Raw genomic sequence first — 26,976 nt, forward strand, 5'->3', positions numbered from 1 at the left:
ACGGTATTCAGAGATGCTATTTGAATTATTGGAGATGAACATATTACTCTTCACGGATATAAGAGGTATTTCATACGTATTGCCTTAAACTTCTGCAATCCTGGTTCCCAGCTTTTTCTGATATCCGCTTCTGATACGCCGGCGATGATCTGCTTTCTTAACTGATCAGTACCAATGCGCAGATCGAATGCGGATACATCCTGGTTTGCTCTTCCGGGGGTAAAGAAGTTAGCCTTGTCTGGATAGGCATTGTATAATTCAATTAACCAGGATAGATTAATTTGCCGGCTCTTGACAAGCTTATCAATATCATAATTACGGAGATCCAGGCCATAACAAACCGAATCTTTGTGATTGGGCCGTTCACTCATTCCGGAAATGCTTTCCGGTTTGTATGAAAATGCATACCTGCCTTTTAATGCGGGTGCTCCCAGTATGGTAAATGGCATATAAGTCCCGCGGCCTTCGTTGATAGCCGTGCCTTCAAACATACATAGGCTCGGAAAAAGCATTACAGCCTGCTGTGTATTTAAATTCGGTGAGGGATTTATTGGTAATACATAAGACATATCATGGTTGTAGTTTGCCACTTTAATAATCTTTATTTTGCAAGGGGTTTCCAGATACCCTTCACCGTTGAGGTACTGAGCAAATTCACCGATTGTCATGCCATGGGTCATAGGCGTGTAATGAATTCCGATGGCCGATTTAAATTTATCATCTGTCATTACCGGCCCGTCTACTACATATGCATTAGGATTGGGTCTGTCAAGAATAAGCAGTTCTTTGCCGTTTTCTGCACACGCCTCCATAACATATTCAAGCGTATTGATATTGGTATAATAGCGGCAGCCCACATCCTGAATATCGAAAACCAAAAGGTCGATATCTGCCAGCTGTTCCTTATTTGGTTTCTGGTTTTTACCATATAAAGAGATGATCGGAATACCTGTTTTAGCATCTGTCTCATTGTTCACCACAGCTCCGTTACTGGCATTGCCTCTAAAACCATGTTCAGGTCCAAATACTTTCACAATTTTGATTCCAAGGCTCACTAAGCTGTCCACACTACTTACTGAGCCGATCACAGAACTCTGATTGGCAACCAGTCCAATTCGTTTTCCTTTTAGATAAGGTAGATATTTTTCAGTCTGGTCTGCACCTGTGATAATTCCCGTCCTGCTGGATACACCCTGGTTTAACGATGCATTTTGTGCAACACACTCAGCGCTGCCGATCGTCTGGAGCATTGTAAAAAGTATAGCAATATATCTTATCATTTCTAAAAGGTTGATTATTTAATACCACTGGTGCCAGACAAAGTGTTTCCAGGTCACAAGAGTTAAATTTGCAAATTTATCTAACGCATCATGGATGCTGTCGGGATACTCATTCAGTCAGATGCGGGAAGTCGCCAGGCATGGAATCGAATTACTGAGAAATCGCCGGGCAGCTAACGCAGGAATTAATCAAGACAATTGTGAAACAAACCGCAGTTGCCATTATCAGAGTGTCCATTTTTATTTTCGCAGATGTGCGGTTAACTCGACTTCCAATTTCGCGTCACTCATGTAAAGTCTTGATATCTGAACCCACGTAGCCGCTGGAAAATCGCCATTATAAAATGCTTTTCTTATTGAGTTGTATTTTTTCATTGCTTCAATGTCTGTAGTATACAAATTCTCTTTGACTACATTTTGAAAAGTTGCACCAAAGCTATTCAACGATTTTTCCAAAGCTTGATAAACTTGCCGTATCCCTTCCGGGGTAACTTGGTTTGTCACGGCACCAGAAATGTATAGAACGTTGTCTACTTTTAGTACCTGCACATAGCCGGCGCTTGAATCCTGTTTGGAAGCGTTATCCCAATGCCACTTCTCTTTTTTTATACCCTTGTCTTGAGAATGGCATAAAAAGGTGGTAAAAGCAAAAAATAAAGATAGTATGATTTTCATTTCATTTTTTTTGTAAATCCATTCTAAATCTCAGTAAGTTAACCAGCGACAGGTACAGCTTGCAACAGTGCCAAAATTCATTACTGGTCCGGCTCGGAACTGCTATGGAATAAAAAGTAAAAGTACAAGCAGCTATTTGAAGCGAATACGGACAACTGGTAACAGCATTTTTATATGTAAATACCTACTTCAATTGTATATCCTATGGTAATTGCATAAAGCTTGCACCGATCACTTTTAACCCATCACCAAAGCGTTTCCAAACTCTAAAATACCTAAATTTCCCCTCCAATGGTGTTCCCATCATTTTTCCTTTCGCTGTCATTGTAACGATAGAAAGTGCAGTGTCACCAATTAGTTTAATCTCATCAATGAATGTTGAAGCGTCTTCAATAATCATTGTTTTCGCTTTATGTGAATCCAGGTCCATTTTCTTTGTCAGGACTTGTCCCGTTGGCGCAACTGCAATTAAATCATCGTGTAACAGTTGGTCAAGAATGTCCACGTTGCTCACAAGCTGAGCCGAAAAAAGCTTGTTTTCAGCCTCAACAACGTCTTGTCTGGTAATTTCCATTTTTTCCATATCTCTATATTGTGATTTATTTCTTGGATCTTTCAGGTTCACTCTGAGTCGTAACGCGGATAATCAAGTATTACGGACCACCACCAGCCCCGCTTATTTCACTGCAAAAGTAAATCGGCTTGTTCAAAGTGGTTGTAAGTAAAACTGAGATTTTATGCGATTTGCTTGAGATAACATCGTGGTTATGTGGAAAGGAGGATAATTTTGGCTAAACGATGCGACTCGTTCATCATAAATGAGAGACGGAAACAGGGCTTGCCGAGTTGATATTTAGAATTCTCTCCGAAGTAACCGCAATCGCATGGGATAGTTGTACCAACTACCGTTCAATAATACCTTTGCCGCTCACTTTGGTAATGTGACATTGATCAGCCTTGAACCAGCATTCAGCTCAGAAGAATTTGCGCGCATGGTTGTTGACAATCCAGAGCAAAAAATAGGAGTTAATGTTTCGCTGTGATATCATCTATGACTATAAGGCTTTGCGGAAGCAGCAGGACTCTTATCTCTAAACATCAGTATTTCGTAAGCTCAATGGTTATATGCCACAGCGGAATTACCATCAGGTCAAAGACAATATTCTAAGCATTGTAACATATGAGATGGTCCCCGATAACAGTATCAATCAAAGAAGTGTTTTTCCTAATGGCCGGTACAAGGTTTATGGCTTGAGTAGTACTGACAGGATTCAGCTTCAATGCTATTGGATAATTTATCTAAATCCAGGCTTGAATGCACTGAGTTAATAAAATTTTATTTTTGAAATATATAAGGAAGGATTGCCGAGAAGACTAATTCAACACATTCCTGAGGGGAATTCTTGTTGGAATTTAAAACAAGATTTGAGTTTAAAGGAATTTCAAAACCAGCATTAACGCCGGTAAAATTGGAAATTTCGTTGTTTCTGGCTTTTTTATAAAGTCCCTTTACATCCCGGTCTTCACAAATTGAAACAGGACAATCTACAAAAACTTCAAAGTATTTACCGTTCAGAATTTGCCTGCAAAGTTCACGCTGTTTCTGCATGGGCGTAATGAAAGAACAAATTGTGATGATGTCTTTATGTACCAGCATTTTGCTTATCTCAACCACCCGTCGAATATTTTCCAACCGATCCGCTTCCGAAAATGTCAGGTCGCTGTTTATTCCGGAGCGGATCAAATCGCCGTCCATTGCGAAAGTGAAAAATCCGTTTTCATTTAGCTTCGCTTCCAAACCCGTTGCTATCGTACTTTTACCTGCTCCTGAAAGTCCCATCAGCCAAATTACCATGCCTTTTTGATGGGGATTATTTTGTTTCATATCAGGTTAAAAGTTTAAACTACGCGTTGACAACGCACAGAAAGCTACCATTTAAAAGTGATTCTTTATTGTATAAAAATGGCGTTCCGTCTGGCTTGGTTAAGCTCCCGCCGCTCAGTGTTAGTATCGCCTGGCCCGCAGCTGTATCCCATTCCATGGTAGGTCCCTGGCGGAAATAAATTTGCGCCAGTCCCTCAGCAAGCAAACAGAATTTTAAAGAACTTCCAATTGAAACACTTTTTACAACAGGGTATTTTGCCAAAAGTTCAGCCTCTTCCGGAGCGCTGTGTGTCCGGCTTCCCACTGCGGTCCAGTCCGACGATTTGTTGTTAACCTGCAAAGCTGTCTTGTTTCCACTGGCATCGATTTTACACGCACCAGTTTGCTCACTTGCGTAATACATTGTATCGGTGACGGGCACATATATTACGCCTAAAATAGGGGACTGGTCGTGAATTAAAGCGATGTTAACTGTGAATTCGCCGTTTCTTTTCACGAATTCCTTTGTTCCGTCAAGTGGATCCACACACCAGAAATATTCCCAGTTTTTTCGCTCGGAATAAGGAATGTCCCTGCCTTCCTCCGACAGTATTGGAATGTCTGGCGTAAGCATTTTTAAACGGGTCGTAATGACCTCGTTGGATGCTTCATCAGCAAGTGTCAAAGGTGAATGGTCCGTTTTAAATGTAACTTCGTCTGCCTTTTCAGGATCGTTGTAAATCTTTAAAATTGCTTCTCCTGCTTCCCTTGCAATATTTAACAACTCGTTTATATCAATACCCATACTAATTTTTATATAAAAGCCGACTCCAATGCTACAATACAAGTATCCTGCTTATTATTGAACAAAGCAATTATTCCTGTGTAAGCTAGAGCTATTTATTATCTAAGAAATCATCGTTAGGCTCATTGAAAGGGGTAAATTTAACCCAATCCACATACATTTCCATCGATTCAAAATTAGGCGCTTTGTATGTTCCGCTGTCATTGCCAGCCCACCAGGCAAACCAGTTACCCACGTTAATATTGGAAGCAAAATAGGGAACTCTTGTGGTGCTTGTACGCATCAGCACGTCATCAATATAGTATTCCACCCGAGCTTCCTGTCCGTTACCACCCGTATGCCAGTCCCAGCGGTACACATGAAACTTCTTGTCGTTTAACCCTGTCGGATAAACTACATTTTTACTATCGAATTCCCCGGTTTTCTCTCCAATCCAGTTGGTGTAAATCGGGTTACTCAGATTCGCGCCTTTTACCTCAATATCAATTTCATGGTTCAGGATAATTTTACCATTACTATCAGGAATATTCCCTGCCGCAATTGCCTTGTCCCAAACAACCGGATCGGAAGCTTTTGTAATTTCTTTGTACCAAAATGACCACGCTGCCGACAGTACGCCCATATCAGGCGCCTGCAGAACCCGCATCTTGAATTCATATCGCCCGGAAGCAAAGCGCTGTTTGGAAGTGAGAACTCCTCCCAACCGTTTAGTATGGCCCTGTGGCCCGCGAAGGGTTCCCGTATACTGGTCGCCCAATGCGCGCATGATTGCATAGCCACTTTTGGTATACACGTTTTCAGGAATTACCCCGCCATGCTGATGCAATGGATTTGTCGACTGTCCCCATAACCGGTTCATCTTATTCCACTTGGTTTCGTCTATCGGTCCTTCGAATTTGTCATAAAAAATGCCGGGAGCCGACAAATCTCCTATATCCGGATCACCGTCCAATGGTTCTTCTTCCGGTACCGGCGTCGGCTCATTCGTTTGCCCATCGGATTTACAACCAGCGAAAAACATCAACCCCAGACTTACTATTGCTATGTATTTTTTCATTTTTATGGCTATTAGCGTTTGGCTGTTAGCCTTTTAGGTTACAATCCATTTTTAGTAGCATTCCTTATGCCTGCCTATCTGTTCTTGATGGCGTCGAGCAATACTTGCTGCGGCTCCCTTTTTTCCAGATCACTTTTCCTTACGGTTGTCAGAATTTCTTTTTTGAGCAAGCTGTTCTGTTCCTGATACTTTTTCAAACTTTCCTCCGAAATCAGCTCCGAATTATCCATGGAAGTATACAGCGGATAGCCTAGTTTCTGAAGCGTTTTACCTGCCACCATTTCAAATATTTCGAGATCTCCTTCCTGGAATGATTTAAGGAATTTACCCGTATTGTCGCTCATGATCGGTTTCTCCAGATTAGCCCACATTTCACCCGCCGCTGCCGTTATTTTAGAAGAATTCGAAGTATGGAAATTGAGCATTTCTTCATTGTAAGCAATATCCAGAAACGCACACAACTCTTTAACTGTACGCTCGGGTTCGCTGATCAGCGTTTCGTAGTTTAACGCAAAAAAACGCTCAGGATCCAGCTGCGAAGCCAGCGACAAGCAAGCTTCCTGGTCTTCCTTCCATTGCCTGGCCAGGAAATAGGTATGCTTATCACCTACAACAGCCTTTTTGAACGAGGCTGCCACATCCCGTCCGTCGCGATAAAGAAAAATGTACTTATCAATTGTCCCGTATCTTTCCAGCTCTTCCGCATAGTGGACGTTGGCCATACTTTTACAGCACCAATACCGGGCGTTTTTCGCATTGGCTGCTGCCTCGTAAATATGTCGGTTAAGATCAAAAAGCGTGTAGCGCTCCGAAGCTTTGAAAATCGCTTCTTTGTCCAACACAACTCCTTCCCAGGGAACGGGATTCGCATTTACAAAATCGACCACATCGCTAACCAGCGTTTGATAACTTTCTTTGGTCAACGGCTCGTACTTTGACATAAGAGGCCCGAATGTTACCAGAATATGTGGCGGGTGAGGAGACGCAATATCTGCCGACTGATCCAGGATAACCCGGAGCAGATTCGATCCGGAGCGCTGAGTACCGACGATCTGAATTCCCTGGGGCGATAGGCTTTCGGCAACTGATATAAACTCACTATTAATTTCTTTGGCCATAGCTTAAGACGGTTCTAACATGATTTTTAGTGGGTAACTTGAAATTTGTCATTTGAGTAATTTCGATGCTCGAATTAGTATTTTACTTTTTTGTCTTGACACAAAAAAGTAACAAAAAAGGTCAAGGCTGTATGCAAATCTTAACGGGAATCGACTCGTTCAGCCCCTAAACAAAAAAACTCCTCCTATCGTCGTCAAACAGTTTTTTGGCGGGCGCCGCTGCGATTTTAACGGTGCTGAACAAGTCAATTCCCTAATTTGCATAAGGCCGTTCCCGATAGTGAAACTATATTTTTGATAATCGAAAAAAATCTCTATCCACTATGATCCCCTCAGCCCTTTAAATTTTATTGCCAGGAATAAAAACTGATACCCGAAAGTATCGATAGCAGAATCAGGTATACAGGACTTACTTTGAGGCGATAGCTAAGTACAAATACGATAACCGTAACCCCAACCAGCAGGTAATCTCCGGCAAATCCCTGTGCGATGTTGACCCCTGCGACCAGAATCATACCTACAACCACTGCCTTTATACCACTTAATAGATTTTGTAAAAACTGACGGTGTTTGTTTTTTTCAAAAATCCCTGAAATTACGATCATCACAATTGCCGACGGAATAAAGATCGCGGCGGTAGCGAGCAACGCCCCGCCAACACCGGCTAACTTGTATCCAATGAAAGTCGCACTTACCAGAATGGGGCCGGGGGTAATCTGGCTGAAGGCGATGGCATCCACAAACTCCTGTTTCAGTAGCCATTTCAGGTCATCGACAAACAGTGCCTGCATAATAGGGATCATCACATAACCTCCTCCGAAGAGCGACAAACTGATTCCTGAAAAAATGAGGCTTATTTTTATATAAATATTTTCAAAATACCGCGCCACATTGGCGACAAAGGAAACTTCTATCAGCGCCAGGAGTGCCAGTGTCCATCCGGCAGCCTTGCCTGGCTTCAAACTAAATCCTGCCATTGAACCGGTCTGTGTTTTTTTCTCAGTTCCCAATTTCAATAGTACCCCCGCTATGCCTCCGGCTAGCAGCAGCAGAACGGTTAGAAAGTAGCTTTTGAAGAATAACAGAAGAAGAATTGTAGTGAGACACAAAACCAGCTTCAACGACTTTATTCCCACTTCTTTCTGGTACATTTGAGCGCCTGTGGATAGGATAATTGCCGCAACCGTTGCCGGCACAAAGTACATACTTCCCACCCCTTCAGAGGTAAACGAATAAGCAAAATAAGCCCAGGAGAGCACAAGCATAAGGGTACATGCGGGAAGCAGAATTCCCAGCATACTGACCAAAGCCCCACTTTTTCCTTTCAAGTGATAACCAAGATAGGTGACGACGTTAACCGCCATCGGGCCGGGCAACAGACTTGCGATTCCTACCGCATCAAGAATTGCCTCAGCGGAGATCGTCTTATCCTTTTCCGCCATTTCGCGCTGGATAACGGAAATCAGCGCCATGTGTCCTCCAAAAGAGACCGTTCCTATTTTCAGAAAGGTGAAAAACAGGTAGCGCAAACTAATTGTTTCCCGCACAGTAGCCGTTTCGAGGGTGACTGCCATTTTAAAATTTCGGTTTGTTCAATGTAAAACCCGGAGTTTGTTCCAATCGGTACGGATCGCCGCCAATCAGAATTTTCCACAGAATCTTACCTTTTAAATCAGTGATCAGGAAAGAGCGCGGGTCGGTCAGACTGAACACTACTTTATCGCCGTTGATAAACTGAGCATTCCCTTTAGCTGTGGTATAATATTCCTTGGGTAATTTAATATCCAGCACTGTTTGCGCTGTCTTGTTTTTGGTGTCCAGTTTGAATGAAAGCGCACGCGTAGTCTCATTCTTAATACCGTTATCCAGCATCATCAACTCGTTGTTCACAGTAGTATGAGCAAAATGCTGTGCGCTGAAAAGCTGGTCCTCGGTCAAAGGAAAGTCCCCTTTTTCGCCCAGTTTCCAAAGTACTTTCCCGGTTTTGAAATCTATTTTCCAGATCTGATTCAGATCACGGTAGGAGATAAGGAAGTTGCCATCTTCTTCCCGGTAAACGGAGTTGGCATGTACCCAGTCCTTTTTATGTTTCATAATTTCCGGATCCGACAGTGGATCCAGGTGATCAAGCATTGTCCATTCCCACAGTTTCTTTCCCTCACGGCTAAAGATGACAATCCCATCACCTTTTACTGTATCCTGTTTTACTCCGCCAACGGAGGTCAGGTCAAATAGTTTTTTATCAAAAGTGAGTGCATAAATGTTGCCATCCTTATCGGTACGGACTTCATGGTGAACCAGCTTATCCATGTCGCCTTTGCCTACCTGCAAGTGCGTTACGACCTTTCCGGTAAGGTCCATTTCAATAATTTCATCGCCTCCCGAAGAGGGTATTTTCTCTGCGCCGACAATACATAAAACCGTTTTTTCCGGCGTCCAGTGCGAGACTTTTACGCCTTTTTTAAACGGCTCATACCAGACAATTTCACCCTTATGGTCAATAATAACTGCCGATCCCGGTTCAGACAAAATCTGGGTCAGGAAGTATTTATTCTCCATTTCTTTGGAGAAAGTACTATCCATGTGTTCCAGCGTAAAGTAAGGGGTTGCCTGGTAAATAGAGCGGGTTTCGAGCGGGTATTTTTTACTCAGCACGGTTTTGGTGCCAGTCGAAGCTATTACCTGAAAAGTATAACGCGTGTCTCCGGTTGTATTGACAATCCAGAGTGTGTGCGAATCAGTATTTTTTGAAACGGTAGAATACAATGTGTCTTTGCTGTTCCGTTTCCAGTATTTCAAATAAGCGTCAGAATTACGGTTTGTTTTCACATTGACCTTAAAACGAAGCCGGTTCTCGGGTACATGGACTAAATCGATCGCTCCAATCTGGATGGGAGCGACATAATCTTTAACCGAATCCAGCTGCCAGAGCAGCGCGATTCCTCCTAAAATTAAGGCAATTAAAATAAGGGGCTTCTTCAACTTCTGCATACTGAATTGACTGTTTACGTAAAGTAAGGTGCCGGATTTAAATAAACCGGCACCTTACTTTAAGCATCTATTGCGTTACCTAACCCGCCCCGCATTCACATTGGCTTCGAGCGATGTGTTACTCTGGATTTCATTTTGAGGATAAGGATACTTGGTATAATCCACCGCATCCGAATAAGTAGATGGTGACAGCAATCTTGGTACTATCTTCTCCTTAAATTTCAACAACGGGTTAGCACCATTGCTGGCACTTCTTCCCCAACGGAAGAGGTCATCCCGCTTACGGCCTTCCATAAATAGCTCTTTGTTACGCTCTTCAAAAATTTCATCCCGCAGTTTGTCTTTAGTAGTAAAGGCAGCTAATGTAAGAGCCGGAAGTCCACTACGGGTACGAACCTGATTCAGCAGGGTTATGCTTTCCTCGTTTGGACCGCTTACTTCGTTCAATGCTTCTGCACGCATCAATAATACGTCCGCATAGCGAATGATAACTACGTTGTTAAAACCTGCATAATTGTAGTTGTTAACGTGAGGGTATTTTAAGTTATAAACGTATTTGGCCGCAGTGGTATCAGGCGCTTTTCCGCCTGGACCGCCAAACTCTTTCGGAACACTGACAATTGTCCCGTAAAGTGCTTTATAAATGCCAGTCAGGAGTTCTCTTCTTGCGTCTTCCTTCGCAAATTGCGCATAGAACTGCAGGTGAATCGGGAAGTTGTTCCAACCTCTGTTGAAATCCCAGGGCACAGAGTTAATACCAAAACTGTTGCTATTGATACCGTAAGAGCCCGCCTCGTTTGATGATTTCAGAACAAAAATAAACTCATTGTCAGAGCGGTTGTTTGTCGCAAAAAGTGATTTGATACCGCCTTCGGCCTGCGTTCTCAGGTCATAGTTTTTGTTCATTACTTCCAAAGATTTTTCAGCAGCTTTCGCAAACTCACCACGACGCAAGTAAAGACGTGCCAATAGTGCCTTGGCCGCACCGCTTGTTGCACGGGCTACCTCTGTTGCAGCATATGACTGCGGAAGGTGTTGTTCTGCAAATTGCAGATCCGTAATCATCGCATCTTCTATAACGGACTGTTCGGTCAACGGGGGATTTTCATCACTTTCTGTGAATTTAGAAGATGATTTGATAAACAAAGGCACTGCTCCCCAAAGTGAGGTAGCATCGTAATAGGCCAATGCTCTCAGGAAACGAACTTCTCCCAAATTCTGGTTTTGAAGTGCAACAGTCGACGAGTTTCCTGTATAATCAACATTGGAAATCAATTCTTCCGCTTCATTGGTTCTCGATATCAGCTTAAAAATACTAATCCATACTCCATTGAATGTTGAGTTAGAAGCATCGTAGGTCAACTGGTCGATCTGGCCACCCTGACGAGCCGTACCTGTAGTAGTTACCACCTCTCCCGGATATTCGTACAGCCAGTACAAGTGACCCGCATAGTAACCAAATCCGCCATTGTCTTTCAACGCTGCGTAAGCTCCGCGAACTGCCTGCTCAGCATGCTCGGGCTTGGTAAGCACATTCTGATCATAGACCGAAAATGTCTCATCCTCCAATCCCTTTTCACAACCCATCACCAGAATAAGTCCGGAGAGTAAGGCTACATTAAGTATTCGATATACATTCTTCATTTCTGATTCGATTTATATTTTGATTAAAACGTCAATCTTCCACCTAATAAAAACATAGTACTCACCGGATATGCATTGAAATCTATCCCTCTCGCCACATTGCGGTTTTGCTGTGTGTTAGAAACCAGGTTACCAATCTCAGGATCTAACCCCGAATATTTGGTGAGTGTAGCCAGGTTTTGCGCATTTACATAAATATCGAATCCGGCTATGCCTATGCTCTTCAATACCGGAGCAGGAATGCTGTAAGTTAGCGTTACGTTTTTCAACCGAAGGAAATCCGAGCTTTCGATAAAACGGGAGTTAACAAACCCTCCGTGTGTATTACCATAAAAACTGCGGGCCGGGATTGTACCAGTTGTATTCTCTGGAGACCACGTATCGGTTATCACCTGATTAAGTACATTTCCCTGGGTGATGGGGTTCAATAAATCGACTTTCTGGACATTCACCAACTTTCCTCCGGCTTGTCCCTGAACAACCACGTCCAGTCTGAAATTTTTGTACGTCAGGTTATTGGTAAAACCGAAATTTACTTTTGGCACCCCGGTTCCAAGCACCTTGCGGTCGTCAGCATTCACGACTCCATCTCCGTTAAGATCCGAGAATTTAGGATCTCCTGCCTTCGCGTTAGGATGTGTTTTCAAAGCCGGGTCGTTCTCCTGAAGAATTCCTTCGTAAACGTAGCCATAAATCGCACCGATAGGCTCGCCGACACGGATGATAAACGGACTTTCAAAGTTCGCTGCTCCATCCGGCTTGAAGCTTCCTACATAAATGTCCGAGTCGTTGACACCCAATGACTTCACTTTGTTTTTGTTGTTGGCATAAGAAATGGTACTGTTCCATTTGAAATCCTTACCGGTTATATTCACTGTTTGAATCGAAAGCTCCAACCCTCTATTTTGCACCTTACCTGCATTTCCGAAACGAGTTTCAAAACCGGTTGATGGAGAAATACTTCTGTCAAGCAACAGATCATTGGTTTGTTTGTCGTAGTAATCAGCTTCTACAATAACTCTGTTTTTGAACAATCCTACTTCCAGCCCCAAGTCCCAGGCTGCAGTTTGTTCCCATTTCAGATCGGGGTTCGACAGACGCGTAACCGCGATACCACTCACCGAAGTAACGCCGTCAAAAGTATAGCGGGTGGAACTATTTGCCGCAAAAGTAGCCAGGGAAATTCCTGATCCGATACGGTCGTTACCTGTGATACCGTAGCTCACACGCGCCTTACCAGAAGATAGAAAAGGCAGGTCTTTCAATGCTTCTTCCTGAGCAAACTTCCATGCGAATGCTGCTGACGGGAAATAACCTAGTTTGTGGTTGTTTCCAAAAACCGAAGAACCGTCTATCCGGTAAATACCGGTAAAAATATACTTATCGTTGAAATCGTAATCCACACGTCCAAACCAACTTTTGCGCTTGATCATACTCTTTCCTGAGTAAGCATTGAAATCCTGAGCCGTTGCCAGGTTGTTATATCCAAGGTCATCACTACTGAAGTTGGTAGCTGTCAAACCTGTTTCCTGATACGTGAAATTTTGATGGTTATAACCTGCCAATAATTTGATGGAATGGTCGCCCTTCTTAATATCGTAGTTAATTGTCGGGTTAAAGATCAAATCCAGCTCATCTATGTCGGTTACGGTAGCCAAACCTTTTGTCGAAATGGCATTAGGAACCGTCGAGGGAGCGAAGTAGCGGTACTTGCTTTTGGTTATATCCGCACCGAAGTCACCTTGCAGCAACAAACCTTTGATAATCTCATACTTCAAAGAGAAATAACCATTGGTACGGTAGGATGTATTTTCACGATCTTCTGCCTGAACAAAGTGCAACGGGTTACGTGCATCGCGTTGCGGAGACATGCCCGAATCGTAAGTAGAAGCGGGATTGGCTCTCAAAACCTGCTTCAAAAATCCGTTGATTGTTGAAGGAGAAAGAGGCAGGTCATTTTGAACCCCGTAGTTTCCAAAAATACGGGCAGTCATTTTGAATTTATCATTCACGGTGTGGTCTACGTTGACACGACCACCAATCCGCTTAAAGTTGGAATGAACGATGATACCTTCCTGATTCAGGTAATCAAAGCTGGAGAAAACCGATGTTTTGTCGGTACCACCGGTAAAACTAATCGTATGATTTTGCACCGAAGCTGTACGAAAAAGCTCATCCTGCCAGTCTGTACCCAATATTCCACGTTGTAAGGAGTCCAACCGACCCGCACCGTAGGGAGGTAATTCCCCGTTGATCCCCGCCAACTTATTTAGTCGAACGGCATGGTCATAAGGGCCAACCAGATCAAAGCGATTCACTACCCTCTGAATACCGTAAGAGCTATGCAGACTAACCCGGCTCGTTTTATTTGATCCGTTTTTGGTCGTAACCAAAATTACCCCGTTGGCACCACGTGATCCGTAGATAGCAGTTGAGGCTGCATCTTTAAGAATGGTGATGGAAGCTATATCTTCCGGATTCAGGGAAAAGCCAACCCCGCCGTTCACGGGGAAGCCGTCAATGACATACAACGGCTCACTGTCAGCGTTCAAAGAGTTGGTACCACGAATCCGGATAGAAAGTGCTGCTCCGGGCGTACCATTATTCTGGGTAACCTGCACACCGGCTGCTCTACCTTGTAGAAGATTCGCCATGGATAGGGAAGCCTGGTTAAGATCTTCCGAACCCAATGTTACCGCCGAACCTGTAAAGCTGCTTTTGTTCTTGCTGCCGTAGCCTACTACCATTACTTCGTTCAGCGAAGCAATTTCAGTAACCAGGGTTACGTCCAGCACCGATTTACCGCCAACCGTCAATTCCTGTGTTTCGTAGCCGAGCATTTTAAAAATAAGGATCGCATCGTCTTCAACTACCAGGCTGAACTTGCCATTGACATCAGTACTGGTGCCGTTCTGTGTTCCTTTCTCCATCACACTGGCACCCGGTAGAAGCTCGCCGTCCTTTGACGCTACCTTCCCCGAAACGGTAATCTTCTTTAACTTGCTGGTAATTGCATTCGGCGCAGCATACACCGATACCACCGTTGTACTGAGCACCAACATTCCTGAGGCGGTAAGGAATAGGGCGTCACGTAGTCTTTTCGTAAATTTTAACATCATTTTAATCGATAATGGATCCGAAAAATTTGGCAAACAGAAGGGCATTGATCTTAAAATCACTTACGGGTATTTTAATGATAATCGCATTGATGATTGGTTCGATAAAATTACCAGCAAGGCAATCCGTGTCGTGTTCCAATAGTCCCGATTTGCGGTAGTTCTGTCCGCAAACCTGCTTTTTAGCCTATATAAACGAATTTTTTGGTAGTATTTTCAAGAAATTCAATAAAACTGAATCCTCAAAGTTATAACTTGAAGAATTAAAGATGGCGAAAGCCCTCGATCATAATATTTTAGTATGCTATATAGAATTACGGTGTTTTTGCTTGTTTTGCTGTCCAATTTCATTTTTGCCCAAACCAGTAATGTAAAATTTATCAACATAGGAAGCAATGACGGGTTATCACAGAATACTGTTCGTTGCACTTTTCAGGACAAAAAAGGACTTATCTGGCTGGGTACAATGGACGGTCTTAATAAATACGACGGTTATAAGTTTACCGTCTATAAGAAAGATGCCGGCGACCCGAATAGCTTAAGTTCAAACGATATCAAGTCCATTGCCGAAGATGCCGATGGGAGATTATGGCTTGCAACATGGGAGGGTGGTGTAAATGTATTTGATCCAAAGTCTGATCAATTTACCCGCTACCGGAAAGGGGTCAAGTCTTCAGCAACCGGAACAATTTCCAGTGATTACATCGAATGTATTTTTGTCGACAGTGATAATAACGTGTGGATCGGCACCGCTTCCGACGGTCTCGATTTTTATGACGCTAAGAAAAAACAGTTCTTCCATTACGCTGTAACAACTGGTAAACCTGGCGGATTAACGGGCAACAATATCTCCCATATTTATGAAGACAAAAGCAAAAATATCTGGATAGGGACCACGACCGGACTTAATCTTTACGACAAGAAAACACGGACCTTCCGAAATTTTACGCAAACTATTCCGCAAACGAATTCGGCTCCTTACAATAAGATCAAGTTTGTATTCGAAGACAGTCATCGAAATTTTTGGGCTGGGACCTACGGCGGCGGACTCAGTCAGCTCGACCGAAAATCGGGGGTACTTAGTCCTTTTAAGCGAAAAGAGCTCAGTCACGACGTGCTGCTTTCTATGGCCGAAGACAATCTGGGTAATTTGTGGATCGGTACCGAAAACGGCGGGCTTATCCTTTTCAATCCCCAAAAGAATAACGTTACCCACTTCCGGGCCAACGAAAATGACAGAACCAGCATTAGCAGCAATACGATAAACTCGGTCCAGAAAGACCGTCAGGGTAATTTATGGTTGGGAACGCTGAATGGCGGGGTCAATGTAATTAATCCGGAAGCTGACAAGTTCAATCATTACCGGCATCGGCAGGGAACCAATAGTTTGAGCAATAACATTGTAAACGTCATTTATGAGGACACAAAAAAAGTGCTCTGGATCGGTACTGACGGGGGTGGGGTAGACCGCTTTGATCGTTCAAAAAATGAGTTCAGAAATTATAAACACTTCAAAAACAACCGCAACTCCATTGCCGGCGACTACGTCCTGACGGTTGCCGAGGATAAGAACCGTGACCTGTGGATAGGTACCTGGGGTGAAGGCATCACGGTATTGAATCCAGAGAAAAATAGCTACCGCTATTATGTAAACGATCCTAAAAACCCGAAAAGCGTAAACAGTAATTATGCCTTTTACCTTTTCAAAGACAGCCAGGAACAACTCTGGGTAGGGACCTATGGTGGCGGGCTCGACCGCTACAACCCGTCCGATCATTCATTTACCCATTTTGTAAATGACCCTAAAAATTCCGCCAGCCTGAGTGGAAACTATATTCTTACTATTCAGGAAAGTCGTAGCGGACATTTGCTAATAGGAACTGACGGAGGAGGGATTTGTATTATGGATAAGAAGACCGGCAAATTCCGGTCTTTCAAACACGCTGAATCAGCTAACAGCCTTAGTAATAACAGCGTAACGTCCATCTGGGAAGACGGGGAGGGAAATCTGTGGCTGGGTACCAACTACGGAATGAACCGGCTCAATCCGAAAACGGGTGAGATTACCCAATGGTATACCCGAAACGGTCTGCCCAGTGACGTTATTACCGGTCTGATTTCGGACGAAGCGGGCAACCTGTGGATTAGTACAACTAAAGGAATTTCCAAGTATAACATCGGCAAGAATACATTTGAAAACTTTGGCATTACCGACGGACTGCAGGGAAATGAATTTAAAGCAGCACGCTGCCTGAGCCGTAACGGAAAAATGTATCTGGGGGGATTTAACGGATTCAATGAATTTCAGCCAAAGGATACAAAAATATCTGACAATGAACCGATTATAATTTTTACCGGATTTCAGATATTCAACAAAGAGGTGCCGGTGGCTAAGCATGACTCTCCTTTGAGCGAGAGCATCAACACGGTCAGGAGAATTGTACTTTCCTATGCCGAGTCGGTCATCACATTCGAATTTGCTGCTTTGAATTACATCAATAAAGAGAAGATCAACTACGCTTATATGCTCGAAGGGTTTGATAAACAGTGGAGCCGGATCGGATCAAAAAACAATGTAACTTATACCAACCTGGATGCGGGCGAGTATCTGCTGAGGGTGAAAACGGTTGCCAATAACGGAGAATTGTCTGCCAACAGCGCGGAAATAGTACTAATAGTAACGCCACCATACTGGAAAACCTGGTGGTTCAGGTTGCTTATTCTGGTGGCGATTGTCGGGATCATACTTTTGCTCTTCTACCAGCGACTCGCCTCTGTTGAACAACAGAACCGGCAGTTGGAAGAGGTGGTTACTGCCCGAACGCGCGAATTAAAAGAAGCCAATGAAGATCTTGAACTGAGTAATCATACCAAGGATCGCTTCTTTTCGATACTTGCACATGACCTCAAAAATCCGGTTGCCGCTTTGTCCGGAATTTCCGATTTGCTCAAAATGAAGTTTTCTACGTTGAGTACCGAGGAAATTTACAGCTACATTAATGATATCAACAAAAGTTCGAATTCGATTCAGAATCTGCTCATAACCCTGCTCGACTGGGCTCAGACACAGACTCAGAACATCGCCTACATTCCCGAAGACCTAAATTTGCATGAACTTCTGATTAAAAATGAGGCGCTTCTGGAACAGCAAATGAAGAGTAAGAACATTCATTTTTCGTTACGTGTAGATCAGCTACACGACGTTTTTGCTGATGTACAAATGATAGACACTGTTTTGCGTAATCTATTGAGTAACAGTATAAAGTTCACTCCCGTAAATGGTGCGATAACTGTTGAATCCAAAGAAAATATAGATCAGATTATCCTGTCCTTCATCGACACAGGTATTGGCATGAGTCAGGAGCAGGCTACTAGTCTATTCGATATTCAGCGGCAAAGCGTTGCGATTGGTACTGCCGGCGAAACCGGCACCGGACTGGGGCTGTTCATTGTCAAAGAATTTATCGACGTTAACAAGGGATCCATCTCCGTCGAAAGTACGCCGGATCAGGGAACGACTTTTACCGTTATGCTTCCAAAATCAAAAAATACAGCGATCAAATCCGCTAAAAGTACTGCATCCATTTCGTTGCAGCGAACCCCTGAAACCACAATTGCCGAGGCATTATCGCCTGAAAAACTAGAGGCCTTACATGGAAAGAAAATTCTGATTGTGGATGACAACCCTGAGATACGCACGTTTCTTCGGCTTCTGCTTTCGGATGTATTCGCTGTTTCTGAGGCAGAAAACGGTGCAGAAGCTATTCAGGTCGCAGCCCGATCTCAGCCCGATGTGATTATTTCAGACATGATCATGCCGGTAATGAACGGACTGGAATTTTGCCAGACAATCAAAAATAACCCGAACACCAGCCATATTCCGGTAATTCTACTCACCAGTCAGGCCAACGAAAACAGCCAGCTATCGGGTTACGAAGCGGGCGCCGACAGCTACCTGATGAAGCCTGTCAAGCAGCATATGCTATTCCAGGTGGTATATAATTTTATTCGTAACCAGGACATCATTCGGCAGAAGTTTGTTCAGTCGGTTGACCTTTATCCCTCGGACCTTGTCGCGAACCAGCTGGATAAAGAGTTTTTGGATAAAATTGTAAACTACATTGAAGAGAACCTGGCCGATCCTGACCTGGACAATAAGAAAATCAGCCAGCTCACAAATCTGAGCCGGACGGTGCTGTATGCCAAGTTTAAATCATTAACCGGGCAGGGAATTCATGATTTTATCAAATCCATACGGCTAAAAAAGGGATTGAAACTATTGCAGGAAGGCCGACTGAATATTAACCAGATTGCCTATGAAGTCGGGTTTAACACACCTTCTTATTTCTCCAAAAGTTTTACCAAACAATACGGTGTTTCACCATCGGAATATGTGGCTAAATTAAAGAACCATCAAAGCGCCTAATCCTATGTTTATATAAAAGTAGGGTAGTCCGGCACTACTCTAACCTCTTTCGGGAATATGGGAACAACCGGATTACGTACCCAAACCTACTTTTGGGCGATGAATACGATATCCCTATTATTACGTTTCACTTTGCTTTTATTTGGAAGTTTGAGCTGGCGCTTTGCTCAGTCCACTTCCCCAACAGGAACATTGACGTACAAAATGGAAGTGGTTCGCACCGCACCCGATTCGCCATTAAGAAGTGCTATTGTGCTTACCAATTCTGGGAATAACCGCACTCCTCACCCGCGGATGGGCCATTTATTTTAACAACTTCAAAAGATTACAGAAGGAAGAAAATCCGGATGGTTCAAGTGCATGATGCACACTACAATTTCATCCGCTCCGTTTTGCTGAAATTGAAATACCGGTAACGATCCATAACAGACATGTCCAGGGAAAGCTTGTAAGTTCCCCACGGATAGGTTACACTTGTTTCTACCTTCTCATTTCTTTTTTTGCTCACAGGAGCCGCAGACTTTTTTAGGAACTCCTTCATAACCCGTCCATCCATTGCGGCTGGAACAGGCAGGTTGTAAATCCCCAAAACGGTAGGCGTGATGTCGATATTTGATGTGGGCAGTCCGCTGGTAGCGCCACTTTTGAAATCAGGACCGGATACCATTAAAGCAATGTTGATCTCGTACGGGCTCGATCCGCCATGGCCTGCTACGCCCATTGAATAGTCGGTTCCTTTGTATCCTTTTTCATTCACTTCATCGTTCCAATTATTTGCAACCAGGATGTCGCCGGACCGGGTCGGATGGTTATAATGAATAGCTTCAAATGAAAGTGTTCCATCCACCCAACCCTGCATACTGCCTTTTCTTTCAGGTTTGGTGAAGACCGCTCCAACCCAGTCTTCCTTATGTAAAGCGGCAACAATTTTTTTGATATTATTTTCATCGTGGTCTTTAACATACAAAGCGCCCTCGGCGATCACAATGTCATCGGATTCCTTATCCTTTTTAAGGCCGCTGCTGATTAAAAATTCGGTAAGGCTCTGCTTGCCTTTGTGCGTGACGAAACCATGGTCGGTGGAGATGATGATATTAAAATTATCTTTCAAACCTCTGGTATTTAGTGAATCCATTACCCGGCCAAATTGCTGATCCACGAATTTCAGGGCAGCCACAGCCTGGTCTGATCCCATACCATAACGATGAGCCGAACCGTCCGGATCCGACAACCAAACGGCACTTACCAGTGGTCCATCTGTTTTTAATCCGAATTTTAACAGTGCGTCGGTTACCCATTTGTGTTTGACAAGTCCATTTTCTCCTTTTTGAGGAACATCGCCAATAGCCTGCAAAACAGCTGGCCTGAGTGATTCCGGCAGTATCAGATCCGGATTGATTATTGCGCCATTTCCAACTTTATGATTTTGCAAAAAGGCTTGTCCGGTGGTTCCGGAACTGAAAACCATCATGCTTTCGCCCGCGGATTGTAGCACTTCTCCTAAAGATACTGCGGTAAGCAATTGGTTGGATTCGGCAGCCTGTACTTTTATCAGCTCTTCGTAAGTCGTTCCAATCGCTTTTGACTTGTTAACAGCGGGAAAATAAATTGTATTTCCCAAAAGTCCGTGTGTGCCGGGATAAGAACCTGTCGCATAAGAAGCTGAATTTACCCGGGTAACCGTGGGGAAAACGCTATGGTGATGAGTTCCGACAGATGCCTTTTGCTTGAAATCATGCAGGTTGGGCATGAGCTCAGCCGTGATATAGTCAGGTCTTAGCCCGTCAAAAAAGAATATCAGTGTTTTATTTTTAAGTGTATTTTTCTTCTGTCCGTACGAATCAGGTAAAAAAAATAAGACCAGTGCAAACGCCAAACAAAGATTGGCAGATGATTTTAAAAAAGTACTTTTCATTTCTGATTAAAGTTTCGGGACTGGAAGGATCACCGTAGGTAGATAATTTCTTGGATTATAATAAGTGTAAACTCTCTATTCTGGACGGCCTTATGCAAATTAGAAAATCGATTTGTTCAGCACCGTTAAAAACAAAAAATTGTTTGACGACGTTAGGAGGAGTTTTTTTTGTTTAGGTGATGAGCGAGTCGATTTTCGTTAAGATTTGCATGCAGCCTTGACTTTTTTTGTTACTTTTTTGTGTTAAGACAAAAAAGTAAGATGCTAATTCGAGCCCAAAAGCTACCTATTTGACTAATTTCAAGTTTAATTACATATCATCTAAACCGAAATTTTCTGTAACAACCCGACGAATGTTATTGTTTTTTATAAACTGGTTTCCAGGTTTTGATACCCATCTTTTCCGTCTCCAGAAGCAATTCGCCAACATTATTTACCAGTACAAAGTCTACACCCTGTTTATATAAATCGGCAAGCTCCTGCGCGGTTTCCGCGAAAAAGTAGTTGATTTTTATGTGATTGTCTTTTAAAGATGCCATCAATGCCGTGCGATCTTCTTTTGATTCGGGACGAAGCAGTTGTATAAATTCTGCTTTCAACTTGATCGTCTCTGCTACATATCTGGAAGTGTTACGGCGATAGCTGTTTTCTCCATTACAGATCAGTATTTCCGGAACCTGTTTTTTTGCAGCTCCCGCCGCTTTTACTGAGCAGGTCAGAAATGCCTGGTGGAGCCTTCCTGACCTTTTGAGCATTGCCGCTGCCGCTTTGCCAACGGCTTCATCGCCTTTCAGATGACAATTTAGCCACACGTTCTCAGGCATCACCGCCAATACCTCCTCAAAAGTAGGCACCAAAGTACCCCTGAATTTTGGTGATTTTTTCATACCGGCATCAAGTGAACGCAAATACTCATACGTCAGATCTGACACTTTTCCGGTTCCATTCGTAGTCCGATCGACATCGTCATCGTGCATGATCACCATCACACTGTCTTTCGAAAGCTGGATATCAAACTCGATCATTTGCGCACCCAGCCTTGCAGCTTCCTGCAAAGCTGGTAACGTATTTTCGGGATGCGTGTCCATGGCACCGCGATGTGCACACAAACCACGTTCCGGCATTGTTACTTTTGACTTTTGCGCTTGGACAATGCTGGCCGAAAACAGAACCACAAATAAAACCCCTACAATCCCAAAGCCATCCCTTTTCATTTTACCTCCGCCCGGCGGCCCGGTTACCTTTCTTACATTTCCCATCTGACATTTCTCATTTTACATCAATTAATATCTACTTCTCCCACCAAACCTTGATATCGCTGTTGTCGCCGCCCATCGAAGCTACTGCGCTTTTCAATGCTTCCGGATTAAGCGACTGCAAGTAAGTCGGGTAGGGGACACGTGCCGGGAAGGCATTCTCTGCCGGAATTCCGGCTCCTCTTGGTAAAACCGGATATCCTGTCCGGCGCTTTTCAAACCACGACTGATAGTCGACGAAGAAATAAGCGTAATATTTTTGCAACATCACCTGTTCCAGTTGTTTTTCGACCGTTGCAGTTGTTTCAAGCAACACACCCGCCTGCTTTGTGAAACCTGCCGGCATGGTTGCGCCCCATTGGGTCATGGATGCTGTGATGCCTGCTTCGTAATGTTTTTCAGCAGTTGAGCCGGTGTTAAATCCTTTGAGAGCCAGTTCAGCTTTAATAAATTCTACTTCCGCCAAAGTCATCATCACCCCAAGCTGTGGCAACGTTTTTAATCCATCGGCATAACTTGAATTGCTTCCTACGGCATATTCTGTGGCGGTTGGATATCCGCTGTCTATTCCCTGATAAACATTCTCCGTGCCAGATTTTACCTGCGTGGCCCAAACGGTTCTTCTTGGATCGTTGATCTGGTTCATTTTACCGATAAAGAATTTGGTAAAATAATTTCCGTCACGCCAGTCAACCTGACGGGCATTGTAAAACGGGTTAAAAAATGGAAATGTGCCCGGATATCTGAAAATTGCTTCGTCCGCATTCGCCGTAAAAACGGGGAAGTTTGTTGGATTTGCGAGAATCGCGGTGATTTGTTCCCTGGCATTTACTTCGCCTTCTCTTTTGGATACCCGCATCAGTAACCGTAAACGGAGTGAGTTACAAAACTTTTTCCATTTCAAAATTCCCGGATTTTTGGCTCCTGAAAGTGCATTAGCGTTATACAACATGTCGCCTGCATAAGTCAATGCTTTTGTATCATCCAGCAAACTGTTGGCAGTTTCAAGATCTTTCAGGATTTGAATGTACACATCCTTCTGTTTGTCAAAAGTTGGTTTGAAATTCCCGTCTAGTGCTTTTGTAGCCTGCGAATAAGGCACATCGCCATAGAGATCCGTCAGAATCGAATAACTCCAGCTTTTATAAATCAGGGAAATTGCTTTGTAGTTATTCTCATTCAGCTTATCCGCAATGACGTAAAGGTCCTGAATGTCACTCAAATAAGTATAAAAGTTGGTCCACACACCTGTACCCGGATTCACAAGATAACGGTGTAACCCACCACCACCTGCACTTGCGCGGGGCGCATCTACCTGCATCAGCTCGTGAGTGAAATTACGACTCGCGTTGACGGTACTGTTGATGATCTTGTATTGAAGTTGGCCCAACATGACGCCTGGTGTAATCTCCTTTGGCCGATTAGGATCCGTATTTAGTTCCTCGAAACCGTCGTTGCAAGAAAACAGCAGACCTGCTATTAAAAGGATCGGGATATATATTTTTCTAAACATTTTTCTGATGATTAAAATTTAAGGGTAAGATTCATACCCATCGTTCTTGTGGATGGAAACTGGGCAAGCTCAACACCCGGTGTGAGCGTTCCGTTGTTCAGGTTTCCGCCTTCCGGGTCAAAGCCTGGAAATTTTGTGAAATTGAAAAGGTCTCTTCCGAAAAGAGCCAGGCTGGTCTGGCGCACGCCAATTCTGTTTAGCAATGCAGCAGGCAGGTTAAATTCAATCCTTGCTTCCCTGATTTTCAGGAAGGATGCATCGAAAATATTGGTTTCCGCATTGGCAATCTGATAGTAATTGTCGTAGTAAGAACTCGCGGCAACCTTTACCGTATTTGCTGTGAAACTTCCATCGGCTTGTTTTACAACACCCTGACCAATAATTCCGTCTTCGCGTCCTGGCAAAGTAACTTTTGTTTTTCCGAGCGTATTATTTTTGTGATTGGTTTGAGAGAACATGCTTCCGCCTTTCTGGCCATCCAAAAGTATACTTACACGCACGTTTTTAATCGTAAACTCATTGGACAAACTGGCTTTCCAGTCTGCAAATGCATTTCCCCACTTTTTAGTAGTAGGATCGAGTGCAGCCGGTAGTCCAACAGACGAATAAATGATCTGTCCGTCGGGAGCACGCTGAAAACCGCGGCCGTACATATCGCCCATCAATCCGCCAACCCGGGCTTCCACCGAAACATTGGCATCGTGGGCATAGATGACCTGGTTGGTAATACCCGATGCAAGCTCGCGTACATAACTCCTGTTTGTGGACCACAGCAATGTCGTGTTCCAGCTGAAATTCTTGTTGGTGATCGGTTTGGCAGTAAGTTTGACTTCGATACCACGGGAGTTGATCAAACCTGCATTAATCAGCGCATTGGAATAACCCGACACCGGATCCAGCGGAATGGCAAGTATCTGGTTGCGGCTATTGTTGTTGTAATAGGCAACATCCAGTCCCAGGAGGTTTTTCAAAATACGCACATCAAGCCCGAATTCATAACTCGCCGTTATCTCAGGTTTCAGGTCGGCATTAAACAATGTCGATGAATTTGTGAAACTGTTACCATAAACTCTGTCGTAGTAACGGGCTGTCTGGTAAGGTCTTGTATCATTTCCAACCTGCGCCCAGGAAGCTCTCACTTTGGCAAAGGAAACTGCGACCGGAAGTTTAAATATTTCATTTAACAAAAAGCTGGAACTCACCGATGGGTAGAAAAACGAATTGTTTCCGTAAGGCAACGTGCTCGACCAGTCGTTACGGCCTGTTACATCCAGAAAGATTTTTTCATCATATGAAAACTGTGTAGCGGCGTAAATACTGTTGATGGCTTTTTTTGTTTTTAAAGGGTCGGCCACCGCCTGGTCAAGACTATTGGAGATCTGATAAATTCCCGGCTGAGCCAATTGATCCGCATAAAGTCCGGCGAAATCGTAGGATTGACGCATGGCGTTTCCTCCTGCAGAAGCAGTTACATCGATAATGCCTGCAATCTTGTCTTTATAATTGATCAGGAAATCGGTGTTGGATTCATAATTGAAAACATTCTGCTCCCGGTACATGCCTCTCGGGTAACGTGTCATGCTGAAAGGTCGCTGCTGGGAACGGAACTCATATGCCATATCCAGACCGGTACGAACCAGGAAATCCAGTTTGTCGGAGATTTCATAAGTTGCCGAAACGTTCCCGATCACCCCGTGTTTGTTCATCTTGTTGAGCATTTCATACATGCCCAGGTAAGGGTTGTCGGGTGTCGGGTTGAAAGGATTTCTCTGCTGGATGTTCTCTTTACCCGGAACCCAGTAAGGTTTGAACCATTCCGGTTTCAGGTTGGGCGCTGTTCCCAGGATCAAAAAGTACATCAGTGACTGGTTGTTGTAGCCAGCCATAGGCAGGTTGTCGCTTTTCTTGTTGGTATAATTGACTTTTCCATTGATTTTCAGGCGATCCGAGACTTTCTGACTAAGTGAAAGTGCAGCATTCAGACGCTCAAATCCGGTGTTTGGGATGATCCATTTGTTTTTCATGTGTGTCAAAGACAGTCGGGCTGAGCCTTTTTCTGTTCCGCCTTCCAGGGAAATACTGTTTGAAAAAGTAGTTCCAGTTTGAAAGAAGCCTGATATGTAGTCTTTATTGGCAACCCAGGGCGTTCTCACCGTTGGCCGTCCATCTGCTGCGTCGGGATTGTACTGGAAATAGGATTGACCATCAAATTTTGGTCCCCATGCTCTTCCTGCACCCACTGTGGTTGCTGTATTGGGGCCATCTTCATTGTCCAGATAGGAATAGTATTTGTTTGTACGTCCTTCACCGTATTCAAACTGGTAGTCAGGATATCGGTTTATTTGTTCAAAACTGAAATTTGAATTAACTGTAACACCTATCCCTTTGTCTTTACGAACTCCGGATTTTGTCGTGATAATGATGGCGCCACCAGCTGCCCGGCTACCATAAAGCGCTGTTGCACCCGGGCCTTTCAGTACGGTAACTTTCTCAATATCATCGGGATTGATGTCTGACAAACTTGAACCGTAATCGACCGGACTGTCAGCGGAAAGGTGGGAATTAAATCCAGTTCCTGTTATTCTGCTGCTGACCGGTACGCCGTCAACAACGATCAAAGCCTGATTGTTATCCAGGTTAAGCGAAGATTCACCACGCAAAGTGATACGTGCCGATCCCATTGGTCCTGCACCTGCGCCCTGTATATTTAGTCCGGCTACTTTCCCGGAAAGTGTATTAACCCAGTTGTTCGACTTTGCATCTTTTACCGCATTCTCATTGATCGTTTGTGCAGCAAAACCGAGGGATTTCTCTTCTCTTTTGATACCCAAGGCGGTTACAACGACTTCATTCAGAATCTTGGTGTCTTCAACCAAAACAACGTCAACGACAGTCTGATTTCCAATTATTTTCTCCTGTGATATAAAACCGATGGCCGAAAAGATCAGTGTATTTCCGGATTTGGAGTTGCTCAGGTTGTATTCACCTTGTGCGTTAGTCGTAGTTCCGGAGTTGGTCCCCTTAATCAGGATGTTCACACCGGGAAGAGACTCTCCGGTTGAAGTTGTCACTTTACCGGAAATTGTAGCTTGTGCTTGTAAATACAAGGGTAAACACAGACCCAACAGCACGGCAAAAAATGTCGGACGTAATCGTTTATTCATAACTTTTTTTGAGTTAAAGTGCTCCAAAAGAGTACGTTGACCAATGAAGAGCAATTTGTAATAAGGCTGCAAAGGTAGTTGCACCGTAAAAAGCTACTGTTACCGGGGTGTTAAGGAATTGTGATATTAATCAGGAACTGGCGCGGTTGGAT

Annotated in this window: 17 protein-coding genes; 2 read left to right on the plus strand and 15 right to left on the minus strand. The window is 43.8% G+C overall.

The genetic code is table 11. From position 1 onward, the window contains the following. Nucleotides 1-50: 50 nt before the first annotated feature. From LZG71_RS01110 to LZG71_RS01160, 11 genes are all read right to left on the minus strand, one after another. Entirely contained in the window at nt 51-1,280 is a 1,230-nt protein-coding gene (locus LZG71_RS01110) for an exo-beta-N-acetylmuramidase NamZ domain-containing protein (protein WP_233816209.1), read from the minus strand. A gap of 240 nt (nt 1,281-1,520) precedes the next feature. Further along, nucleotides 1,521-1,955: a RidA family protein gene (locus LZG71_RS01115; RefSeq protein WP_233816211.1), complete on the minus strand. Its 435-nt coding sequence runs from the start codon at nt 1,953-1,955 to the stop codon at nt 1,521-1,523. 202 nt (nt 1,956-2,157) lie between these two features. Further along, complete coding sequence (locus LZG71_RS01120; RefSeq protein ID WP_233816213.1) at nt 2,158-2,538, minus strand: nuclear transport factor 2 family protein; 381 nt, start codon at nt 2,536-2,538, stop codon at nt 2,158-2,160. Nucleotides 2,539-3,291: 753 nt separating this feature from the next. Continuing rightward, a complete protein-coding gene (gene cysC, locus LZG71_RS01125) occupies nt 3,292-3,840 on the minus strand; it encodes an adenylyl-sulfate kinase (RefSeq protein WP_233816214.1) in 549 nt (182 codons plus the stop codon). Between the two features lie 19 nt (nt 3,841-3,859). Then, nucleotides 3,860-4,624: a 3'(2'),5'-bisphosphate nucleotidase CysQ gene (gene cysQ, locus LZG71_RS01130; protein WP_233816215.1), complete on the minus strand. Its 765-nt coding sequence runs from the start codon at nt 4,622-4,624 to the stop codon at nt 3,860-3,862. Nucleotides 4,625-4,715: 91 nt separating this feature from the next. After that, a complete protein-coding gene (locus LZG71_RS01135; RefSeq protein WP_233816216.1) occupies nt 4,716-5,681 on the minus strand; it encodes a glycoside hydrolase family 16 protein in 966 nt (321 codons plus the stop codon). A 74-nt stretch (nt 5,682-5,755) separates the two neighbouring features. Beyond that, nucleotides 5,756-6,799 carry a sulfotransferase gene (locus LZG71_RS01140; RefSeq protein ID WP_233816217.1) on the minus strand — a complete coding sequence of 348 codons (1,044 nt, stop codon included), beginning with the start codon at nt 6,797-6,799 and terminating at the stop codon, nt 5,756-5,758. 347 nt (nt 6,800-7,146) lie between these two features. Then, nucleotides 7,147-8,373: a chromate efflux transporter gene (gene chrA, locus LZG71_RS01145; RefSeq protein WP_233816218.1), complete on the minus strand. Its 1,227-nt coding sequence runs from the start codon at nt 8,371-8,373 to the stop codon at nt 7,147-7,149. A gap of 1 nt (nt 8,374) precedes the next feature. Next, nucleotides 8,375-9,790 carry an aryl-sulfate sulfotransferase gene (locus LZG71_RS01150; protein WP_233816219.1) on the minus strand — a complete coding sequence of 472 codons (1,416 nt, stop codon included), beginning with the start codon at nt 9,788-9,790 and terminating at the stop codon, nt 8,375-8,377. Between the two features lie 75 nt (nt 9,791-9,865). After that, nucleotides 9,866-11,434 (minus strand): RagB/SusD family nutrient uptake outer membrane protein, encoded by a 1,569-nt coding sequence (locus LZG71_RS01155; RefSeq protein WP_233816220.1) that lies wholly within the window; start codon nt 11,432-11,434, stop codon nt 9,866-9,868. A 23-nt stretch (nt 11,435-11,457) separates the two neighbouring features. Continuing rightward, on the minus strand, nt 11,458-14,553 hold the full coding sequence (locus LZG71_RS01160; protein ID WP_233816221.1) for a TonB-dependent receptor: 3,096 nt from the start codon (nt 14,551-14,553) through the stop codon (nt 11,458-11,460). Between the two features lie 298 nt (nt 14,554-14,851). On the opposite strand from LZG71_RS01160, the gene LZG71_RS01165 reads away from it, so the two are divergent. Beyond that, nucleotides 14,852-18,976 (plus strand): hybrid sensor histidine kinase/response regulator transcription factor, encoded by a 4,125-nt coding sequence (locus tag LZG71_RS01165; RefSeq protein WP_233816222.1) that lies wholly within the window; start codon nt 14,852-14,854, stop codon nt 18,974-18,976. 99 nt (nt 18,977-19,075) lie between these two features. Continuing rightward, complete coding sequence (locus LZG71_RS01170) at nt 19,076-19,288, plus strand: hypothetical protein (RefSeq protein ID WP_233816223.1); 213 nt, start codon at nt 19,076-19,078, stop codon at nt 19,286-19,288. 58 nt (nt 19,289-19,346) lie between these two features. Here LZG71_RS01170 and LZG71_RS01175 read toward each other — a convergent pair whose 3' ends face one another. The 4 genes from LZG71_RS01175 to LZG71_RS01190 all read right to left on the minus strand — a co-directional run bounded on the left by LZG71_RS01175 (nt 19,347) and on the right by LZG71_RS01190 (nt 26,824). After that, entirely contained in the window at nt 19,347-20,891 is a 1,545-nt protein-coding gene (locus LZG71_RS01175) for an alkaline phosphatase family protein (RefSeq protein ID WP_233816224.1), read from the minus strand. Between the two features lie 356 nt (nt 20,892-21,247). Beyond that, nucleotides 21,248-22,150, minus strand: a complete 903-nt coding sequence (locus tag LZG71_RS01180; RefSeq protein ID WP_233816225.1) for a glycerophosphodiester phosphodiesterase family protein — start codon at nt 22,148-22,150, stop codon at nt 21,248-21,250. A 31-nt stretch (nt 22,151-22,181) separates the two neighbouring features. Beyond that, nucleotides 22,182-23,660, minus strand: coding sequence for a SusD/RagB family nutrient-binding outer membrane lipoprotein (locus tag LZG71_RS01185; protein WP_233816226.1), 1,479 nt, complete (start codon nt 23,658-23,660; stop codon nt 22,182-22,184). A gap of 11 nt (nt 23,661-23,671) precedes the next feature. Then, nucleotides 23,672-26,824: a SusC/RagA family TonB-linked outer membrane protein gene (locus LZG71_RS01190; RefSeq protein WP_233816227.1), complete on the minus strand. Its 3,153-nt coding sequence runs from the start codon at nt 26,822-26,824 to the stop codon at nt 23,672-23,674. Nucleotides 26,825-26,976 lie beyond the last annotated feature (152 nt).

Origin of the sequence: Dyadobacter sp. CY312 (genome assembly GCF_021390535.1) — a bacterium.
In the GTDB taxonomy this organism is placed as follows: Bacteria; Bacteroidota; Bacteroidia; order Cytophagales; family Spirosomataceae; genus Dyadobacter.

Excerpts from the sequence above, each read along its gene's own strand:
- LZG71_RS01110 (WP_233816209.1), bottom strand. The coding sequence starts at position 1,280 with ATGATAAGATATATTGCTATACTTTTTACAATGCTCCAGACGATCGGC.
- LZG71_RS01115 (WP_233816211.1), bottom strand. The coding sequence starts at position 1,955 with ATGAAAATCATACTATCTTTATTTTTTGCTTTTACCACCTTTTTATGC.
- LZG71_RS01120 (WP_233816213.1), bottom strand. The coding sequence starts at position 2,538 with ATGGAAAAAATGGAAATTACCAGACAAGACGTTGTTGAGGCTGAAAAC.
- cysC (WP_233816214.1), bottom strand. The coding sequence starts at position 3,840 with ATGAAACAAAATAATCCCCATCAAAAAGGCATGGTAATTTGGCTGATG.
- cysQ (WP_233816215.1), bottom strand. The coding sequence starts at position 4,624 with ATGGGTATTGATATAAACGAGTTGTTAAATATTGCAAGGGAAGCAGGA.
- LZG71_RS01135 (WP_233816216.1), bottom strand. The coding sequence starts at position 5,681 with ATGAAAAAATACATAGCAATAGTAAGTCTGGGGTTGATGTTTTTCGCT.
- LZG71_RS01140 (WP_233816217.1), bottom strand. The coding sequence starts at position 6,799 with ATGGCCAAAGAAATTAATAGTGAGTTTATATCAGTTGCCGAAAGCCTA.
- chrA (WP_233816218.1), bottom strand. The coding sequence starts at position 8,373 with ATGGCAGTCACCCTCGAAACGGCTACTGTGCGGGAAACAATTAGTTTG.
- LZG71_RS01150 (WP_233816219.1), bottom strand. The coding sequence starts at position 9,790 with ATGCAGAAGTTGAAGAAGCCCCTTATTTTAATTGCCTTAATTTTAGGA.
- LZG71_RS01155 (WP_233816220.1), bottom strand. The coding sequence starts at position 11,434 with ATGAAGAATGTATATCGAATACTTAATGTAGCCTTACTCTCCGGACTT.
- LZG71_RS01160 (WP_233816221.1), bottom strand. The coding sequence starts at position 14,553 with ATGATGTTAAAATTTACGAAAAGACTACGTGACGCCCTATTCCTTACC.
- LZG71_RS01165 (WP_233816222.1), top strand. The coding sequence starts at position 14,852 with ATGCTATATAGAATTACGGTGTTTTTGCTTGTTTTGCTGTCCAATTTC.
- LZG71_RS01170 (WP_233816223.1), top strand. The coding sequence starts at position 19,076 with ATGAATACGATATCCCTATTATTACGTTTCACTTTGCTTTTATTTGGA.
- LZG71_RS01175 (WP_233816224.1), bottom strand. The coding sequence starts at position 20,891 with ATGAAAAGTACTTTTTTAAAATCATCTGCCAATCTTTGTTTGGCGTTT.
- LZG71_RS01180 (WP_233816225.1), bottom strand. The coding sequence starts at position 22,150 with ATGGGAAATGTAAGAAAGGTAACCGGGCCGCCGGGCGGAGGTAAAATG.
- LZG71_RS01185 (WP_233816226.1), bottom strand. The coding sequence starts at position 23,660 with ATGTTTAGAAAAATATATATCCCGATCCTTTTAATAGCAGGTCTGCTG.
- LZG71_RS01190 (WP_233816227.1), bottom strand. The coding sequence starts at position 26,824 with ATGAATAAACGATTACGTCCGACATTTTTTGCCGTGCTGTTGGGTCTG.